The sequence below is a fragment of the Cupriavidus sp. 8B genome (assembly GCF_054589115.1).
The window spans coordinates 67619-84399 of the sequence record NZ_BAAILO010000125.1; the positions used below are offsets into that span (position 1 = coordinate 67619).

General features: G+C 60.6%; 15 protein-coding genes and 4 pseudogenes. 13 read left to right on the top strand and 6 right to left on the bottom strand.

All coding sequences use genetic code 11. The annotated features are described in order from the left end of the window. Nucleotides 1–341: 341 nt before the first annotated feature. The 4 genes and pseudogenes from ACYP5B_RS13405 to ACYP5B_RS13420 all read left to right on the top strand — a co-directional run bounded on the left by ACYP5B_RS13405 (nt 342) and on the right by ACYP5B_RS13420 (nt 3220). The gene (locus ACYP5B_RS13405; protein WP_459569955.1) at nt 342–1001 is read left to right on the top strand and encodes a peroxiredoxin-like family protein; all 660 of its coding nucleotides are present in this window, start codon (nt 342–344) and stop codon (nt 999–1001) included. 78 nt (nt 1002–1079) lie between these two features. Beyond that, nucleotides 1080–1322: pseudogene (locus ACYP5B_RS13410) on the top strand (isocitrate lyase/phosphoenolpyruvate mutase family protein); the annotation flags it as partial. 96 nt (nt 1323–1418) lie between these two features. Then, nucleotides 1419–2471 carry an alpha/beta fold hydrolase gene (locus ACYP5B_RS13415; RefSeq protein WP_459569957.1) on the top strand — a complete coding sequence of 351 codons (1053 nt, stop codon included), beginning with the start codon at nt 1419–1421 and terminating at the stop codon, nt 2469–2471. Between the two features lie 179 nt (nt 2472–2650). Then, nucleotides 2651–3220, top strand: coding sequence for a BON domain-containing protein (locus ACYP5B_RS13420; RefSeq protein ID WP_459569958.1), 570 nt, complete (start codon nt 2651–2653; stop codon nt 3218–3220). A 615-nt stretch (nt 3221–3835) separates the two neighbouring features. Here the strand turns inward: ACYP5B_RS13420 and ACYP5B_RS13425 are convergent. Continuing rightward, entirely contained in the window at nt 3836–4750 is a 915-nt protein-coding gene (locus ACYP5B_RS13425; protein ID WP_459569959.1) for a LysR family transcriptional regulator, read from the bottom strand. Between the two features lie 89 nt (nt 4751–4839). On the opposite strand from ACYP5B_RS13425, the gene ACYP5B_RS13430 reads away from it, so the two are divergent. Beyond that, nucleotides 4840–5607 carry a sulfite exporter TauE/SafE family protein gene (locus ACYP5B_RS13430; RefSeq protein WP_459569960.1) on the top strand — a complete coding sequence of 256 codons (768 nt, stop codon included), beginning with the start codon at nt 4840–4842 and terminating at the stop codon, nt 5605–5607. 521 nt (nt 5608–6128) lie between these two features. Here ACYP5B_RS13430 and ACYP5B_RS13435 read toward each other — a convergent pair. The 3 genes and pseudogenes from ACYP5B_RS13435 to ACYP5B_RS13445 all read right to left on the bottom strand — a co-directional run. After that, nucleotides 6129–6812, bottom strand: a pseudogene (locus tag ACYP5B_RS13435) (Bug family tripartite tricarboxylate transporter substrate binding protein); the annotation flags it as partial. A gap of 335 nt (nt 6813–7147) precedes the next feature. Then, nucleotides 7148–7261 (bottom strand): annotated as a pseudogene (locus tag ACYP5B_RS13440) (alpha/beta hydrolase); the annotation flags it as partial. Between the two features lie 137 nt (nt 7262–7398). Then, nucleotides 7399–8424, bottom strand: a complete 1026-nt coding sequence (locus tag ACYP5B_RS13445; RefSeq protein ID WP_459569961.1) for a LysR family transcriptional regulator — start codon at nt 8422–8424, stop codon at nt 7399–7401. A gap of 166 nt (nt 8425–8590) precedes the next feature. On the opposite strand from ACYP5B_RS13445, the gene ACYP5B_RS13450 reads away from it, so the two are divergent. From ACYP5B_RS13450 to ACYP5B_RS13485, 8 genes are all read left to right on the top strand, one after another. Beyond that, the gene (locus tag ACYP5B_RS13450) at nt 8591–8998 is read left to right on the top strand and encodes a dioxygenase family protein (protein ID WP_459569963.1); all 408 of its coding nucleotides are present in this window, start codon (nt 8591–8593) and stop codon (nt 8996–8998) included. A 13-nt stretch (nt 8999–9011) separates the two neighbouring features. Next, the gene (locus ACYP5B_RS13455; protein ID WP_318233679.1) at nt 9012–9824 is read left to right on the top strand and encodes a SphA family protein; all 813 of its coding nucleotides are present in this window, start codon (nt 9012–9014) and stop codon (nt 9822–9824) included. A gap of 490 nt (nt 9825–10314) precedes the next feature. Continuing rightward, nucleotides 10315–10617, top strand: coding sequence for a Dabb family protein (locus tag ACYP5B_RS13460; protein WP_267606398.1), 303 nt, complete (start codon nt 10315–10317; stop codon nt 10615–10617). A gap of 202 nt (nt 10618–10819) precedes the next feature. Further along, entirely contained in the window at nt 10820–12172 is a 1353-nt protein-coding gene (gene gor / locus ACYP5B_RS13465; RefSeq protein ID WP_459569965.1) for a glutathione-disulfide reductase, read from the top strand. 130 nt (nt 12173–12302) lie between these two features. Further along, entirely contained in the window at nt 12303–12920 is a 618-nt protein-coding gene (locus tag ACYP5B_RS13470; RefSeq protein ID WP_459569966.1) for a glutathione binding-like protein, read from the top strand. Next, nucleotides 12917–13555: a glutathione S-transferase family protein gene (locus ACYP5B_RS13475; protein WP_459569967.1), complete on the top strand. Its 639-nt coding sequence runs from the start codon at nt 12917–12919 to the stop codon at nt 13553–13555. Before ACYP5B_RS13470 ends, ACYP5B_RS13475 begins: the two co-directional genes overlap by 4 nt. Before the next feature lie 79 nt (nt 13556–13634). Next, the gene (locus tag ACYP5B_RS13480) at nt 13635–13937 is read left to right on the top strand and encodes a YciI family protein (RefSeq protein WP_459569969.1); all 303 of its coding nucleotides are present in this window, start codon (nt 13635–13637) and stop codon (nt 13935–13937) included. A gap of 73 nt (nt 13938–14010) precedes the next feature. Then, nucleotides 14011–14889: an intradiol ring-cleavage dioxygenase gene (locus ACYP5B_RS13485; RefSeq protein WP_459569970.1), complete on the top strand. Its 879-nt coding sequence runs from the start codon at nt 14011–14013 to the stop codon at nt 14887–14889. Between the two features lie 180 nt (nt 14890–15069). Here the strand turns inward: ACYP5B_RS13485 and ACYP5B_RS13490 are convergent. Both ACYP5B_RS13490 and ACYP5B_RS13495 read right to left on the bottom strand, forming a co-directional pair. Further along, nucleotides 15070–16026, bottom strand: a pseudogene (locus tag ACYP5B_RS13490) (IS5 family transposase). A 284-nt stretch (nt 16027–16310) separates the two neighbouring features. Then, on the bottom strand, nt 16311–16568 hold the full coding sequence (locus ACYP5B_RS13495) for a DUF2798 domain-containing protein (RefSeq protein WP_459569971.1): 258 nt from the start codon (nt 16566–16568) through the stop codon (nt 16311–16313). Nucleotides 16569–16781 lie beyond the last annotated feature (213 nt).

Below are 16781 nucleotides of genomic sequence, written 5' to 3' on the forward strand. Positions count from 1 at the left end.
TTGACCGCAAACCGCAGTTCGCAGTAGGCGGAGCAATTATGTGCAGGCAAGCACATAGCGTAAACACCAACACGAGTACAACACTTGTGTCAGTCAGGAACAAATGCGCGAAGGTTTGACGGTAGCCATACGATTTATTCCGGGCAGGTACAAGTCTTGTACCGTGCCGCATCTTTCGTCGTCGCATCGGTACTTATAGAGTCTCCGAATGCGTAGCGCTGCGGGTCGTTCATGAGCTGAATTGCCACGTGCGAGGTTACGCTGATCAAGCTGCTCACTGCGGCAGGAATGAATCGCTATTCGAGCGCGCTGCTACCAACGGTAACCAACTAGAGGCAGAAATGGGTTTGCAAGAGAAGCTGGATGCCTTCAAGGCGAACTTCGAGGGAAAAGTTGCACCACCTCACGTCGTGGAAATTTTTCACCGGACCACCGCCGCGCTCGTCGCGACCGGGCAGGCGGAGCGCGCGCTGAAGGCGGGCGACCAGGCACCCGAGTTCACTTTGCTGGACGCAGAGGGGCGTCCGGTTTCGTCGATCGAACTGCTGAAGCAGGGGGCGCTGGTCATCACGTTCTATCGTGGTGTCTGGTGTCCGTACTGCAACATCGAACTACAGGCGATCGAAGTTGCTGCTGACGAAATCCGCTCGCTGGGCGCCAGTCTGGTCGCCATTTCGATGCAGACGGCCGCGAACAGCTTGAAATCACAGCGTAACAACAAGCTGAGCTATCCGATTCTGACGGATGTTGGTGGCCGTGTGGCGGATGGGTTTGGCATCCGCTTCCGGCTGCAGGATGAGCTTGTCGAAGTCTACAAGGAGTTTGGCATTGACTTGCCCGTCATCAACGGGGCGCCGGGCTGGACCCTGCCAATGCCTGCGCGCTATGTCATTTCCCGGGACGGCGCGATTGTTTATGCGGAAGTGAATCCGGATTACACGCGGCGTCCGGATCCGGTTGATCTGATGCCTACGTTGCGACGTCTCGCCAATCGGGCCTGAAACCCACGTGCATCGTATCAGGCCTTGACCAACAGACGATATTTCAGCACGGAGCATGGCGTCGCCGGGCGCGCTGAGCCGGTCAACGTGCTGATGGGCTTGCAGGGCGTGCGGCTGAGCCTCGATGAGCTGGCCGGTCTCGGTGTGAAGCGGGTGAGCGTCGGCGGATCGCTCGCGCGCGCTGCGTTCGGCGCGTTCCTGCGCGCCGCGCACGAGATGTGCGAGCACGGCACGTTCGGCTATAACGACGACGCGATTCCCAGCAACGATGTCAACGCACTGTTTGCGCAGGCGATGCGGGCTTTGCCGCGTTGCGCCTGACGGCCTGCGCGCGAGGTACAGCGCGCAATTCGCGCCGACAAAAACGCATTTCTGGAGAACAAGATGGACTGTATCAATCCCCCACGGGAGACGAAGATGACGAAGAAAATCAATTCGCCTCGGCGCAATTTCCTCGGTGTGGCGGCCTTGACGCTCGCTGCCGCTCAGTACGGCATGCTGTCTTCTGCCAGAGCCCAGACCAGTCAGTCGAGACCGGCGCCTCTGCCCCCGATCAAGCCGGGTACCCATACATCTTTTGCATCGCTCAAGCAGATCGACGCCGGGTTGCTCAACGTCGGCTACGCCGAGGCTGGTCCGGCCGACGGGCCGGCGGTCGTGCTGCTCCACGGCTGGCCTTACGATATTCACAGCTTCGTCGACGTCACGCCTCTACTGGCGTCGCGCGGGTATCGCGTGATTGTGCCGTACTTGCGCGGTTATGGCTCGACGCGATTCCTGTCTAACGAGACCATGCGCAACGGCCAGCCGGCAGCCGTTGCACTCGACATCATCGCGCTGATGGATGCGCTCAGTATCCAGACAGCAATCCTCGCCGGGTTCCATTGGGGCGCGCGCACCGTCGACGTCATCGCAGCGCTGTGGCCCGAGCGTTGCAAGGGACTGGTATCGGTAAGCGGCTACCTGATTGGCAGTCAGGTGGCGGGCAAGAAGCCGTTGCCCCCCGAGGCTGAGTTCCAGTGGTGGTACCAGTTCTATCTGGCAACGGACCGTGGACGCGATGGCTATCAGAAATACACGCACGATTTCGCTAAATTGATCTGGCGGCAGGCGTCTCCCAAGTGGAAGTTCGACGACGCTACCTTCGAGCGCAGTGCGGCGGCGTTGAACAATCCCGACCACGTTGACATTACCGTCCACAACTACCGTTGGCGGCAAGGGCTTGCCGCGGGCGAGGCGAAATACGACGACCTCGAGCGGCGGCTCGCGTCGGCGCCATCGATAGGCGTGCCAAGCATCACCATGGAGAGTGATGCAAACGGGGCGCCGCATCCGCCGTCCAGCGCCTATGCAGGCAAGTACACCGGCAGGTATGAGCACCGAACCGTCACTGGCGGTATCGGCCATAACCTTCCGCAGGAAGCCCCACAGGCATTCGCACAGGCTGTGATCGATGTCGACAAGCTTTAGCGGTGGATCGGCGGCGCGATGCCCAGAGCGCGGTGACCGCAAGTACAACTGAACCTGCCGCTCTTCCGGCAGGAAGTGCCCGCAATTCTCGTGGAGTACGGCACCTTGCATGTCCGTAACGACGTGCTGCAGATGCAACGGGGTGCGCCTCGCACAAAGCCGGGCTCAGGAGGACATCAATGATGATCGACCACCGCTGCACGCTGTGCGCGCTGCTACTGCTGCTCCTGACGCCCGGCATCCATGCCGAGGACGACCTGCAGAACCGCGGTCATGACCCGTTCTTCCAGGTTTCCTCGGCGATTCCCAACTGCCCGGAGCCGGCCGGTCCGCGCGTGAATGAAGCCGAGTGGAAGCGCGAGTCACATCACCGCATCGAGCACGGCAACCATTGCTGGGTGGAAGGGCGCTGCCGCCTGCCGAACGCCTTCACTTACGACGAGGAGATTGCCGACAGCACGCGCCGCAGGCTGCAATGGCTGTCGGCCAACCTGCCAGCGTGGCGGCAGAGTACCTTGTGGGTGACGGTGTGGCAGCGCTGGCTGCTGGTCCAGGGCTGCGTGGCACCGGGCTTTCCGGTGGCGCCGTTCATGGCCGCGCTGCGCGACGTTCCCGATGTGGAGCGCGTCATTGATGAAACCACTGCGCATCCGGAGCGGGGAACGCCTTACGCGCTGTTCCGCAAGGGCCCGTCATCGCAAGGCAGCATGAAGGCGGGGGCGGTCGACAGCCCTGTGCGGAGCAAGTGACATGCGCCGGTTGATGCGGCAATGATTGCCGCATCATCGCATCGCCAGGTTCCATTGCTCTGCGGGCGACTCAGGAGTCAATCGATTGACCTCGAGCTTTTTAGGTCAAGGCGCGCCATTATCCCGGCGATGCCGTCACATCAACGGTCACCAGTTTCCGGACGAGCAGGATCGTTTCCTGTCGACGATCAGCGGACGCAGCACGGACAAACCTTCTTGCCCGGCGCACACTTATTGAGGATAGCGGCAGGCGACCCGTCGATACCGGTCGCATTCCAGCGGACAGCGGCGAGCAGAGAACACATGGCCGTCGCTCGTCGGCTTTGGACCGCGGCGGAGCACCGCTAGATGTAAACTCCTGCGCATTTTTTTCGAGAACCCAGAACGAGACTTCCCGCGGAGTCCCAGCGTGGTCTTGGCATGATCAGATTCCGGTGTTTCTTGAACACCGAATCCTGGCATCCGGCCGCCGCCGTCTGCTGCAGTCTTCTCCGGATACTGCAATGTCTCGGAGGTGGCATGGGTGATCGCCTCTGCCAGTACTTCGCCCTTGGACGCGAAGTGCGCATTGAATCCTCCATGCGTGAGGCCGATCGAATCAATCGAAAGCGAGAATCACGGTGAAGTCGATGCCGTTCGCAACCATTGGTCGGCTCCTTCGATCAACTGCTGCGCAAGTAGATCGGCATGCGGCGTCAGCGCTGCAAAATCGCGCGCGCAAAGATGAAGCCGCCTCGCCGCCCACGGTTCCGAAAGTGGCAGGATCGCAAGACTTTGGCGGCGCAATGTCCTAGCCGAGGCGTTGGACAGAATCGATATGCCGATACCCGCCTCGACCAGCATGCCCACATGCTCGACGCTGCGCATGTGGATGCGGTAATAAAGCTGGCGGCCAAGACGCGACGCGCGCTCCGCGAGATGCGATTCCAGCGCCGTGTCCGCCAGACCAACAAAAGCCTCGTCGAGAATATCCGTGAACGCCACGGACGCTTGCGATGCTGCACGATGCGAGCGACTGGCCACTACGACGAGTTGGTCTTGTGCAATCAGATGCGTTTGCAAGTTCGCGAGGTCCGTGATGTCGGCAACGATGCCGAGATCCGCGCGCCCCTCCGCCAACGCCTGGACGATGTGCGAACTGGGACGCTCTTCGAGATCGATCGAAAGATCGGGATAGGCCGCGAGGAAGCGGCTGAGTTGTGGCGGCAGAAACGCGGCCAACGCCGCGGTGTTGGATAGCAGCCTGATGCGTCCTTTCAGGCCCGTCGCGTACGCACGCAATTCGCCGCGCATCTGTTCAACCTGGCCGAGGATCGAGCGGGCGTGTCGGACCAGCGCCTCGCCGGCCGCGGTTGCGCGCACGCCGCGACGGTTACGCTCCAGCAATGGCGCGCCTAGCGCCGTCTCCATGCCGGCGATGCGCTCGCTGACTGACGCGAGAGCCAGATGCATCGCCTGTGCGCCCTGTGTCAGGCTGCCGCATTCCACCACGGTCAGGAATAGCCGCATATCTGTCAAGTCGAAGCGCATGACTGGATCTCGTGCTTTCGGTTTCTCCGAAGTCTAGCACTGGAAATGCCAGATTGCGAGGATGCAGCTTCGTCGCTAGCATCGTTCCCATGCATCCACTTCTTTTGGTTTTCTGCGCAGGATTACTGGCTGGCGCGATGAATGCGCTGGCAGGCGGCGGCTCGTTCGTCAGCTTGCCAGCGCTGATTGCGGCGGGCGTGCCACCGGTTCTGGCGAATACGTCGAGCACGGTCGCGCTCTTCCCCGGCGGCATCGCGAGCGTGTGGGCGTATCGCGACGGACTCGGGCCGGTAGGTTCGGTGTCGATGCGCTCGCTGCTGGTCGCGACGCTGTGCGGGGGATTCGCCGGGGCGATGCTGTTGCTGTGGACGTCGTCGACTGCTTTCTCGCTCGTGCTGCCGTGGCTGTTGCTGATTGCGACGCTTGCGCTTGCGTTCGGACGACGGCTCGGCGAGGCGCTGCGCGTGCGCTGGCGCATTCACGGGCATGCGGTGCTGGCGATTCAGTTCGCGCTCGGTGTGTATGGCGGCTACTTCGGCGGTGCGGTCGGGATCATGATGCTCGCGATGTGGGGACTGCTCGACAGCCGCGATCTCAAGAGTCTGAACGCGCCACGCACGCTGCTCGTCAGTGCGGCGAACGCGGTCGCCGTCCTCACGTTCGTTGTCGCGCATGCGGTGCGCTGGCCCGAGACGCTTGCGATGCTGGTCGCAGCGGTCATCGGCGGATATGGCGGCGCGCGGATCGGACGACGCGCGTCGCCGGGAATCATCCGCGCGGGCACGTTGCTCGCGACCTCCTGCATCACGCTGGCGTTCTTCGTGCGAGCCTACGCGCCCACGATGCTGCACCGATGATCGATGCTCTGTTAATGTGCTTCGTCCTGTGAGGACACCATGATCTCAGCCTTGTTCGAGACGATCGGTTCGATCGCCATACTCGTCAGCGTTGCCGCGCATGTCCTGATAGATCGGCAAGTGCGTGTCTGTGCATGCGCCGCTCGCGACGGTGCAGCTGAGTCTGCCGAGCGGCCTGGCCGACTCCACCCGAGACCGTCGAACCGGTGGACCAGTGTGCCGTTCCGAACGCCGCGCCGTCGATCACGGCGGTGACGGCCGCGAGCGTCGGTTTCGTCGTAGTGACCGGCGGATTCGATGGCGTCGCGCCACTCGCGGCACCAGCCGCGTCTTGTTCCCTTAGCCGGTCATCTCCAGCCACCAACGCTCCACGCCTTCCCGGTCGCGCCGACAAAAAACGCGCCCATCCGGGTATCGGCCACTTCGGCCGCCCGAGCCCGCCGAGATACACGACAGTCAACAGCAACGGAGCATGACTCCGCCCGGCAGCGTGATCGTCCTGCCGGGCGCCGCATCCGGACTTAGTCGAGGGTGATCTTGGCCGCCTTGACGATTTCCTCGTAGCGCGTCGTGTCGCGCTCGATCAGCTTGCGAAACTCGGCCGAGGTGCCTCCCACCGGAATGAAGCCCAGGTCCGTGAGCTTCTTCGCGACCTCCGGGCTATGCGTCGCGTCAGCGATCTCCTTTGCCATGCGGTCCATGATCGGCTGCGGCGTGCCGGCCGGCGCAAGCAGCCCGGTCCACGAGCTCATCACGAAGCCGGGAGAGCCAGCGTCTTCCATGGTGGGAATATTCGGTTCGCCCGGACAGCGCCTGGTCGACGCCACGGCGAGCACATTGATCTTGTCCGACTTCACGTGCGGCATCGGCACCAGTAGCGGATCGAAGGCGACCGAGACTTCGCCGGACACCAGCGCGGGCAGGATCGGCGCACTGCCGTTGTATGGAACATGGGTTATCCTGACCTTTGCTTCCATCGCCAGCCGCTCCCTGGTCAGGTGCGCGGAGCTGCCAACGTCGCCGGAGCCGAAGGTCAGCGCATCAGGATACTTTCTATCGTAGTCGACGAGTTCAGCGACCGTCTTGACGGGCAGTTTCTTGCTCGCGAAAAGGAACAGCGGAAGCTCCGCCATTTCCGCCACCGGCACCAGGTCCGACGGCTTGTAGCTCAGCTTCGAATACAACGTCATGTTCGCGCTGTAGGACCGGCAGGTGTTGGCGAACGGGGTCGCGTCTCGCGGTCCCCGCGTCGGCTCAGTGGCACCATAGCTATGGCAATCATAGTGTCAAGTGAGGCAACGGTTTCCGACCTGTTCCAAACCGCTCATGGGGCCAACTCCACCTGCGGGTACCAGGGTACCGCCGGTCAGCGCGAAAAAGCCGGCGCGCTGGCGCCGGCCTGCCGGAGAACCAAGCCCAACAGGCGTACCTGATCAATGCTGGCCCACTGCGACGCCCCTGTTGCAGGATGCTTTCAGGCTGCGAGGCCGCCATCGATCAGATAAATCGCAAACGAGAAGGTGACGACCGACAGAACGGTGAAATCTTCCGCGATCGCCTTGTCGGATAGCGTCAGGAAGCCCGCAGCGTCTTTATGCACCTCGGCTGCCCATGAGAGCGCCGGCAAGCCTTTGCGAATGTCGTTGATCGACCGTCGAAGGTGCCGATCGACACCGTTGAGCCTACCAGACTGATCTGGCTGGCATCTCTTGTCACTTGTATCGCCGACTCCTCCCTTTTGCGCCCGGGTGTACTGCTGCCTGGCGGTATTCGCGTACTGATGAGCGCATGCTAGGAGGTGCTGTGCCCGGCGTCGATGGCCGCAGGCTCATGAAGACTATAGCCGCCGCTCATCCTGCCCGCGGTGCCGGCAGTGTGGAGGGGGGCTTCCGGCCGGGAGAAGAGCGTGCGAATCAGCGAGCGGATCCATTGGTTGCCGGGTTCCCGGTGGACCCTCTCATGCCAGTACTGGGCAATCTCGATGCTCGGCAGCGGCAGGGGCACGTCGATCAGGCGGAGGTCCAGGTCCTCGCAGAAGGCCCTGGCGAGGGTGAGTGGCAGGGTTGCAACCACATCGGAGTGCATTGCGATCAGCGCTGCGGTAGCGAAGCTCGGCACACGGCAGATGATGTTCTCGCGCGGCAGCGCGTTCTCGATCACGCGCTCGGCCGAAAGGTGCTCGTGACCCGTCCCGATCGCGGAAACCAGCACGTGCTTTTCGGCCGCAAACGAGGCCAGGTCGGGATTGCCCTGCAGCCGTGGATGGCCTTTGCGTACCACAGCCGCGTATGACTCCCGCCACAGTGGCAGGCGCCGGATGCCCTGGGTCAGCGCCGGGAACGAACCGATGGCCACATCGACCAGGCCGGTCTCCAGCCACATGTCGAGGTGCTGCGCGTCGCAGTTGACTGCCCGCACCCGGATCCGCGACGCCTCCTCGGCCAGCCGGTTCAACAGAATCGGCAGCATCTGCGTGGCGCCGGCATCGACCAGGAAGAAGCTGAAGGTACGGTCGCTGGTGCGCGGATCGAACGAGATATGGTCCGAGCGCAATGCACGCATGCGCTCGAGGATCGCCCGGACCGGCTCGGCGAGTTCGAGCGCCTTCGGGGTCGGCTGCATGCGCAAGGACACCCGGATGAAGAGTGGATCGCCGAAATAATGGCGCAGCCGCGCGAGCGTTTTGCTCAGGGCGGGCTGTGTCAGGTTGAGGACACGGGCCGCCTTGGTAAGGCTGCGTTCGCACAGCAGCACGTCCAGAACCTGGAGGTGATTCAGGCTCAGTTCCTCTTCATTACGCTGGGGAATAGTGTCCATGAGCGGGGATCCATAGCAATGGGGGGCGGCTACAGCTTAGTCTAGTTTCGCACGAGCGGGGACACGCGAAAACACTGGTTTGCACTGAGAGTGCCTGGTTGTGCTTGCCAGCGCATAGCAAGAGTGGGTCACCCTTGTCGAAGGCGTACTCCACTACGAGCGCGGTGTGGACGCCGGCAAGGGCGCCTTGGGCGAGCCATGCACGGTCTATGGCCGGGTAAGCGGAACCGACGGACAGCCCATCGCCGGCGCAGGGGTGGAGACGTGGCAGGCCGATGCCGACGGGCACTTCGACGTGCAGTACGGCGACCCCGACCGGCCCCGGGGCTGCGGCGTGGTGAAGTCCGGGGAGGGCCGCCGTTTTCACTTCAAGACAATTGTGGCGGGGAAATTGCAGTGCCACCGGGGAGAAGAGGATGAACACAAATCCATATGGGAGAGCCGCACAGGCAGCGAGTTCGCGTATGCCGTGCCGACTTGGGAGGATGGTGATGGCGGCGGCGTGCTCGCTGATATGCGAGTCGGCGATTGCGACCGAAGGTGGCGGCAACTCGTATCCGGTGGGCGTAGATAACAACCACGCTGGCATGATGATGCCGGAAGGCGCGAACTGGCTGCTGTTCTACCAGCACTACAATGCCACGCACTTCAAGGATAACGGCGGCCATGACAATCCCAAGCTGGCCGAATTCCACCTGGGGAGCAATGCGTTGGCGCCGCGACTGTCCTACGTGTGGCCCGGCGTGCGGGTGTTCGGCGCCAATGTGGAGACACGCGTGGTGCAGCCCATTCTGTCGGTGGACCTGGACATGCGGGTGGCGCGCCCGGCGCCGCTGCCCCCGCTCGACCGCGGCGGAAACAAGAGCGGCCTGGCAGACGTGTCGTTCTCGCCGGTGATCCTGGGCTGGCACTGGCCGTCGTTTCACCACATGTTCGGCCTCGAGACGCACCTGAAGACCGGTGCGTACAGCGTGAACGACCCGGTCAACATCGGGCGCAACTACTACCAGTTTGCGCCAAACTATGCCTTCACATGGTTCCCGGCCCCGGACTTTGATGTCAGCGCCAAGTTTCGCTATGGCTTCAATACCAGGAACACGGCGACCAACTACCAGTCGGGTGACGAGGCCAGCATCGAATTCAGCTCGGGCTACCGGGCCTCGTCCCATCTGAGCCTCGGCGTGAACGGCTATTTCTACCTGCAGACCACCGACGATATCCAGAACGGTGTACGGGTGAACGGCAACGGCAACCGGGGGAGGGTGACGGCGCTGGGCCCGTATGTTTCCTACCAGGTGTCGCCTTCGCTCAGTTTTGCCGTCAAGGCGCAGTTCGAGTTCGCCGCGCGCAACCGGCCGCAGGGTACCCGCATCTGGGCTCTGGCGCGCATGCACTTCTAGACAGTGTCTTGAATCACCAATTCGTTGAGGAAATGGGTCTGTCGAGAAGGCGCGGGAGCCTGGGAACAAAGGTTGGTATGGCGCGACACCTTCTCGGGTACGAAGGGGAACGAGCGCGATCCGACCTACGACGCCGGTGTACAACCCGGCAGATTGCTCCCCGCGCCGTTGCCGGCTCGGCGTAAAAACGAGTAAGCCCCATTGTGGCCGGTAGGCGTTGGATTGAACATCCGGGCATTTGCCAGTTCTGAACACTCTACTTATAAAGCGTATCCCGCCTGGTGGGAAACTGATTTGCTGGGATGGTATGCCGCGTCGCTCGGCTTTCGCATAAAGTCACATCATGGTGACGGCTAGACGATCCGAATCTCCTAGCGTCGCTGCACAGAGCGTCTTCCGCCATATCGTCCTCGAAATCAGCTTCCGATCTCGCAAGGATCAACATCAGCGAGGGCGCGATCCGAAATACTCTTGGAAAGAGCGTTTAAAAATGATTAAACATATCGTGATGTGGAACCTGAGAGGCACTACGCCCGATGAGAAGGCCGACAGCGTCCGTCGGGTGAGAGCGGCTTTCGACGGTTTGCAGGCGCTGATACCAGGCCTGACTGCACTCGAGATCGGCGTCGACGTCAGTGGTATCGATTACGCGTGTGATGTCGTTCTTTATTCAGAATTCGAGTCCAGAGAGGCACTCGACTCCTATGCGATCCATCCCGAGCATTTGCGAGTCAAGCGGGAACTGGCTGATCTACGGATCACCCGCTATCAAGTTGACTATCTTGCAGAGTAGTGCCCGTATGAAGAGACGTTTCTGGCGAGGAAAAGCGAGTGCTTCCGCAGACCGCTCTACGACCCCGCTGCGGATATGGGCCGTCAAACATCCCTACCCGAATCCCCCGACCGCTTGAAAGGGCCGCGATAAGACAACCGTTTTGAGCGTGCATACGACGGCATACGCCCGTTATGAGGCTGGCGTTCAACAGAGAGTGCCCATGCAAAACTACGATTTTGACCTGTTCGTGATCGGAGCAGGATCCGGCGGTGTGAGAGCCGCGCGCGTCGCCGCTGGCCATGGCGCGAGAGTCGCCATCGCCGAGGAATACCGTTTGGGCGGGACCTGTGTTATCCGGGGTTGCGTCCCCAAGAAGCTATTGATGTACGCGTCGCAGTTCGGACCGGGCTTCGCAGACTCGGCCGGCTTTGGCTGGAGCCGGATGGATCCGAGCCATAGCTGGACTTCGCTGATCGCGGCAAAAAATGCCGAAATAACCCGACTTGAAGGCATCTATCGGCGCTTGCTCGAGGCCGCAGGAGTTGAGATTTTCACTGGGCGGGCGCAATTTTCGGGACCGAATGAGATCACCATAAATGGGGCCTCAGTATCCGCGAACACCATTCTGATCGCGACGGGCGCGACACCTGCCATGCCGGCTGTGCCCGGCGCGCAGTTGATGATCACGTCAAACGACGCTTTTGATCTGCCTGCCGCCCCAGACCGGATTGCGATTGTCGGAGGCGGATATATTGCCTGCGAGTTCGCAGGGATATTTAACGGGCTTGGCAGGAAGGTGGTGCAACTTCATCGTGGCTCGCAGATCTTGCGCGGATTTGATGACGAGTTACGAAATCACCTGGGTGATGAGCTAAGCAAAAGCGGCATAGACTTGCGCCTCGGTGTTGACGTTGTTGCTGTCGAGCGGCAGCGCGGCGCGCTCTCGGTCCATTTAAGCACAGGAGAGGCCATCGAGGTTGATGCCGTCATGGCCGCGACGGGAAGAATGTGCAATACATGGAGACTCGGGCTCGAGACAGTCGACGTCGCGTTGGACATAAACGGTGCGATAAAGGTCGACGAATTTTCTCAAACGTCCTGTCCAGGTGTCTATGCGGTGGGCGACGTAACGAACCGTCTGAACCTGACACCGGTTGCGATTCATGAAGGACATGCGTTTGCCGATACCATTTTCGGCGGAAAGCCGCGCTCGATCGACCACGCCAATGTGCCTTTCGCTGTATTCAGCCAGCCACAGGCAGCATCGGTGGGGCTGAGCGAAGCACAGGCGCGTGCCCGCTACGCGGACGTTGCGATCTATGGCAGCACGCTTCGCCCGATGCGTGCCGCGCTGTCACAACGCAATGAGAAGGCACTGGTGAAACTCGTGGTCGATGAAAGTACCGATCGGGTCGTCGGCGCACATATCGTCGGGGCCGATGCGGCAGAGATCATTCAGGGCATCGCGGTCGCGATCAAGGCCAAGGCAACGAAGGCCGATTTCGATACAACGCTCGGCGTGCATCCAACACTGGCCGAGGAATTCGTCACGCTGCGCAGCCGCCGCACCTGAACGATTCGTTTGCAGAATTTGGGAATCTCTTTCCCTCATGCGGCATTGTCGGCGGTTAGGCCGCTCTCTACACTAAATATACCCAAACGGCATCACGGGACCAGAATCACGGACATCTGGAGCAGATTACATGATAGAGCTTTATACATGGGGTACACCGAACGGTCGCAAGGTATCGATTGCGCTGGAGGAGCTGGCCATGCCTTATAACGTGCATTCCGTTGACATCATGAACGGTAGTCAATTCGCCGCCGGCTTTTTGGCACTGAATCCGAACAACAAGATTCCGGTCATCCAGGACAGCGACGGGCCGGATGGCAGGGCAGTTACGTTGTTCGAGTCCGGAGCCATACTGGTCTATCTCGCGGACAAGGCACAACAGTTGTTACCGGAGGCTGGTATCGCGCGTTACCACACAATCCAATGGTTGATGTTCCAGATGGGCGGTGTCGGACCAATGTTCGGGCAGACGCATCACTTTCGGCGTTACGCCGCGCAGGAGAAGTACAGTCTTGACCGCTTTACGGCGGAAACACATCGGCTTTATGGAGTATTGAACAACAGGCTGGCACAGAGCGAATTCGTGGCAGGCGAGGCGTACAGCATCGCGGACATCGCCATCTATCCATGGATCGCCCGGTTTGAGCTGCACCAGATCGACTGGGGAACTGTTCCGCATGTCAAGCGCTGGTACGACGCCGTCGGTGCCAGGCCCGCCGTCCGGCGAGGTATGAAGGTGCTCGCATGACGAACGAATCGATGCTGACTGTACTGGGGCGAGCGAACTCGTCGAACGTTCAGAAGGTCATGTGGCTGCTTGCCGAAATCGGACAACCTTGTGTTCGCGTCGATATGGGTGGCCAATTTGGCGGCAACAAGGAAGTGGACTACCTTCGGAAGAATCCGAATGGTGTCGTGCCGACCCTGCTCGATATGGACACCGTGGTCTGGGAGTCCAATACCATTCTTCGCTATCTTTCAAATCGGTTCGGAGCGTTTGATCTGTATCCGGCCGATCCGGTACATCGAGCCTGGGTCGAGCGCTGGATGGACTGGCAGTTATCGACATTGGGGCCGGCGAACACGCTGCTGTTCCAGAGCATTGTACGCACTCCGGTTAGTCAGCGTTCGGCGGACCTGATCGAAAGTCACCGGGAGCGAAATGCGAAACTTTTTTTCGTTCTCGACGAGGTACTCGATGGCCGTCGATACCTCGGAGGCGACGGGTTGACGCTTGCGGACATCGCGATTGGCCCGCTGACGTACCGCTGGTTTGAACTTCCTCTCGAGCGGCCCAGTTATAAGCATCTGCGGCGCTGGTATGACCTGATTTGCCAGCGTCCCGCCTTTCGGGAGCACGTCATAGGAATTGGATTGAGTTAGACCGGCGCTTCAATAGTGTCACTGGGATGGATGCCTTTTTCCGCTTTCGGGGCGGATATAACCAACGTAAGGAGCGAACATGCAATTTCTGATCTACCGCAAAGACCGTCCGGGTAGTCTTCAAATCCGGCTCGATAACTACGCAGCCCACCTTGCCTACCTGGGGCCGCACAAAGCGAAGATCGAGGTAGGTGGCCCAATGCTTGGTGCCGGAACGGGAACGGACGACAAGGACATGACCGGTAGCTTCCTGATCATGGAGGCCGAAAGTTGGGACGAGGTGCATAACTTCGTCGAAAACGACCCGTTCACGAAGGCCGGACTGTTCTCGGCGACGGTCATCGAGCGCTGGAAGCACGGCAAGCACAACGACTCAAAGTAGCGAAGCGCCGACACCGGCCGGCCTCACGGACCGGTGCCTGTTTCACGAATAGTTAAAACCAAGGAGGCATGCAATGCGCAACCTCAACGAAGACAACATCACACAAGCGGTTCTCGCCCGGCTCGTCGACATGCCGGAAAACCGTCTCAAGACGATTTTGGTCAGCCTGGTCCAGCATCTTCATACGTTTGCGCGGGAGACGAAGCTCACCGAAGCGGAGTGGAAGCAGGGCATCGATTTCCTGACCGCCACGGGGCATTTGTGCGATGGGACGCGGCAGGAGTTCATCCTGTTGAGCGACACGCTCGGCCTCTCTCAACTGGTGGTGGCGCAGAACCATCGGCGTTCCGGCGGCGCGACGGAGCAGACCGTCTTCGGCCCGTTTCATGTGCCGGGTGCGCCGGTGCTGCCGCCGCATGGCGCCGATATCACCAATGGTGCAGTAGGTGAGTCGTGCTTTGTGTCGGCACGTGTATTGACGGCGAGCGGCACGCCGCTGGCGGGTGCGACAGTCGACTGCTGGCAGGCGGATTCCGAGGGTTTTTACGACGTTCAGGATTCGGAGTGGGCACAGGACAACATGTCGCTGCGCGCCAGATTCGTCACGGATGAATCCGGCGCTCTCTCGATGCGTACGGTGCTACCGAAGAGCTACCCGATTCCGACGGACGGAACGGTCGGGCAGATGCTCGAGGCAACGCACCGCTCGCCGATGCGCCCGGCCCATATCCACTTCATGGTGCAGAAGCCGGGCTACGATACGTTGGTGACGCACATATTCGCTGAAGGCGACGAATACCTGGATTCCGACGCCGTGTTCGGCGTGCGGTCATCATGCGTTGGTGAATACGTGAAGCACGCGCCGGGCATCGCGCCGGACGGCACCAGAATGAACGAGGATTTTTATACGATGCAGTGCGATCTCGTTCTTGAGCCCCTTGTAGCAACCTGAAGCAGCCGGATCCCCGGGATTCTTTGCAGCCTAAGAAATAACTGATTAAAGGCACTTGCACCGGACCTTGCCGCCCACCTCACATCCGTTTCCCACGATGCGGGAAGGGAATGCGGTTTGAGGGGCGATTTCTGGCGGAATAACCGGCATTTGACCCGCGTCCTGACGCGCTTTGCGCGCTCAGGACGGATTACTTCCCGCAGACGCCAACAGCGGCCTTTTCGCGAGCACCAGATTGGCTAGGCCGAACAGGCTAAACAACTGCGCCGAATTCTCGGCCAAGCCCTTGTAGCGAACCTTGCGATGTCCAAGCAGATTCTTGACGACATGGAAGAGATGCTCAACGCGAGCGCGAATTCGGGCCTTGGCGCGCTCGACCTGCGTCAGCAAGTCCTTCAGGGCGCCGTCGCGCATGGCCTTGAGCTTGCCGCGTTTGAGCGCCACGTGCCACTTCACACTCTTGCCTTGCATCTCGTCGCGCTTGTCGACGCCGACGTAGCCCGAATCGCCAAACGCATCGTCTTCGCGGCCCTGCAACAAGGCATGGGCCTGCGAAACTTCAGACACGCTCGCCGCCGTGCCCAGCACGCTGTGCACCAGCCCTGAAGCCGGGTCTACGCCGATATGGGCCTTCATGCCAAAGTGCCACTCATTTCCCTTCCTGGTCTGGTGCATCTCCGGGTCGCGGCGTCTCGGCGTTTTTGGTCGACGGTGGGGCCGCGATGATGGCGGCCTCCACGAAGGTGCCTTCCTTCATCAACAACCCGCGCTCGCACAGCATGATGCCAATCTCGTCGAACCGCTTTCGCGTCAGATCATGCGCGACCAGCAACTTGCGAAACTTCAGCAGGGTTGTCGCGTCCGGCACCGCTTCGACCGCCAGGGCTATCCCCGCAAACGTGCACATCGCCATGCTGTCGTACAGCGCATCTTCCAGTGCCTCGTCCGACAGTCCATACCACTGCTGGAGGAAGTAGATGCGCAGCACCGTTCCAGTCCGATCGGCGGCCGGCCTCGCCGTCCCTTGGGATAGTGCGGCTCAATCGCTGCCAACAGCCGCTGCCACGGCACCACGCTTTCCATCTCATCCAGGAAGCGCTGGCGACGAGTCACGCGCTTGTGCCGTACCCCAGGCAGGAAAGCACGTTTGCTATCGAAGGAAGATGTCCTCAATCGAGGTCTTCGGTTCAGTCACAATAGGCGGAGGCGGCGTCCATCGGTCCATGACTAGGGGGACATGCTCATAGTCCCCGTCAATATGTTCTTTTATTCGGAAACGTCGGAACGAGGGGGAGGGCTCACTACTTCTCCTTGAAGTTCCTTGCCATCGGCGAGACATTTCCGTAGGGGGACTGGCACCCTCGATATGCGGCAATGCAGGTGGAGCTGAGCCGCACGATCTCCGGCTCGCGCAATGATATTCAACGCGTAATGTATTTAACTGCTCGGCGGATTGCAGGTGCTGCGAGCAGGACTACTGGAAACATCGTAAGCCATGAAAAAAGCCATGATCTGAGCCAGTGGCTCACAAACGCACCCTGATAAAGAAGCGGACCGCACGAAATAGCGGCTGCGATTGCGCAAGTCAACCCGGACTGAAGGATCCCAAAAGCAAAGTGACTGTATCGAGCAGGAATCTTGAACACTTCACGGGCTCGTTTTGATGTCGCAAGTGTCATGAAAAGGTATCGAGATATCAGAATTAACAGTGACAAGAACCTCGTGTGTCCGGAACGGTGTCAATGCGACGACGTGACGATCAGTCATAGATAAAGGGGGGCGGGCGGTAGCGGGATCTATGGTCCATGTATCCATGTGACCAACAGGTTCACGCGTCAATATGCGCCGAGCTATTTCTTCGCGCTATGCCCGCGAGGTTATAGATACTATGC

What these genes read in the sequence shown, in the direction of transcription:
- ACYP5B_RS13405 (WP_459569955.1), top strand. Translation starts at nt 342, where the DNA reads ATGGGTTTGCAAGAGAAGCTGGATGCCTTCAAGGCGAACTTCGAGGGA.
- ACYP5B_RS13415 (WP_459569957.1), top strand. Translation starts at nt 1,419, where the DNA reads ATGACGAAGAAAATCAATTCGCCTCGGCGCAATTTCCTCGGTGTGGCG.
- ACYP5B_RS13420 (WP_459569958.1), top strand. Translation starts at nt 2,651, where the DNA reads ATGATGATCGACCACCGCTGCACGCTGTGCGCGCTGCTACTGCTGCTC.
- ACYP5B_RS13425 (WP_459569959.1), bottom strand. Translation starts at nt 4,750, where the DNA reads ATGCGCTTCGACTTGACAGATATGCGGCTATTCCTGACCGTGGTGGAA.
- ACYP5B_RS13430 (WP_459569960.1), top strand. Translation starts at nt 4,840, where the DNA reads ATGCATCCACTTCTTTTGGTTTTCTGCGCAGGATTACTGGCTGGCGCG.
- ACYP5B_RS13445 (WP_459569961.1), bottom strand. Translation starts at nt 8,424, where the DNA reads ATGGACACTATTCCCCAGCGTAATGAAGAGGAACTGAGCCTGAATCAC.
- ACYP5B_RS13455 (WP_318233679.1), top strand. Translation starts at nt 9,012, where the DNA reads ATGATGATGCCGGAAGGCGCGAACTGGCTGCTGTTCTACCAGCACTAC.
- ACYP5B_RS13460 (WP_267606398.1), top strand. Translation starts at nt 10,315, where the DNA reads ATGATTAAACATATCGTGATGTGGAACCTGAGAGGCACTACGCCCGAT.
- gor (WP_459569965.1), top strand. Translation starts at nt 10,820, where the DNA reads ATGCAAAACTACGATTTTGACCTGTTCGTGATCGGAGCAGGATCCGGC.
- ACYP5B_RS13470 (WP_459569966.1), top strand. Translation starts at nt 12,303, where the DNA reads ATGATAGAGCTTTATACATGGGGTACACCGAACGGTCGCAAGGTATCG.
- ACYP5B_RS13475 (WP_459569967.1), top strand. Translation starts at nt 12,917, where the DNA reads ATGACGAACGAATCGATGCTGACTGTACTGGGGCGAGCGAACTCGTCG.
- ACYP5B_RS13480 (WP_459569969.1), top strand. Translation starts at nt 13,635, where the DNA reads ATGCAATTTCTGATCTACCGCAAAGACCGTCCGGGTAGTCTTCAAATC.
- ACYP5B_RS13485 (WP_459569970.1), top strand. Translation starts at nt 14,011, where the DNA reads ATGCGCAACCTCAACGAAGACAACATCACACAAGCGGTTCTCGCCCGG.
- ACYP5B_RS13495 (WP_459569971.1), bottom strand. Translation starts at nt 16,568, where the DNA reads ATGACACTTGCGACATCAAAACGAGCCCGTGAAGTGTTCAAGATTCCT.